Origin of the sequence: Synechococcus sp. H55.10 (assembly GCF_047502715.1) — a bacterium.
Taxonomy (GTDB): Bacteria; Cyanobacteriota; Cyanobacteriia; order Thermostichales; family Thermostichaceae; genus Thermostichus.
Genome location: NZ_JANSJJ010000221.1, coordinates 1 through 583, shown reverse-complemented (window position 1 = coordinate 583; position 583 = coordinate 1). Strand labels below are relative to the sequence as shown.

At 56.3% G+C, this 583-nt stretch carries 1 protein-coding gene; it reads left to right on the top strand.

All coding sequences use genetic code 11. From position 1 onward, the window contains the following. Positions 1 to 338 precede the first annotated feature (338 nt). Positions 339 to 581 carry a NifU family protein gene (locus NW858_RS11795; protein WP_414365781.1) on the top strand — a complete coding sequence of 81 codons (243 nt, stop codon included), beginning with the start codon at positions 339 to 341 and terminating at the stop codon, positions 579 to 581. Positions 582 to 583 lie beyond the last annotated feature (2 nt).

The window sequence follows — 583 nt, the reverse complement described above, 5'->3', positions numbered from 1 at the left end:
CCCCCCTCCACATTGGCCCCCTGGATGGCGGCAGGAGGGAGCAGATCCAGGCCGTAGAATCCGAGACCTGCCCCGGCCAACATGAAGATCCCAATCAGCAAGACATCTAACATGGCGAAGAAAGCGCCCCTGCTCAGAATATGCTTGGGTCTGCTACTCGCAATAGGCAAATCCGACTCCTATTCTAGTCTTCTGGCTGAAGAGAGGGATCTCATCCCCCACCACGAAAGAAGGAGACTATGCTGAAGAAAGGCCATCCCTCCCTGGCTTGGGGGGTGAGGCGAGAAATCGCTACAATCAACGTCTTAGGCAAGGTCTCAGCAAAGCTGGAAGCAACTATGGCACAAGCACTGGAATTGAACGCCGAAAATGTGGAAAAAGTGTTGGACGAGCTGCGCCCCTACCTGCAAGCCGATGGCGGCAATGTAGAGCTGGTGGAAATCGACGGCCCGGTGGTGAAGCTGCGCCTACAGGGGGCCTGTGGCGCCTGCCCCAGTTCCACCCTGACCTTAAAAATGGGCATCGAGCGCAAGTTGCGGGAGAGCATTCCTGACATCCTGGAAGTAGAACAGGTGTTCTGAGG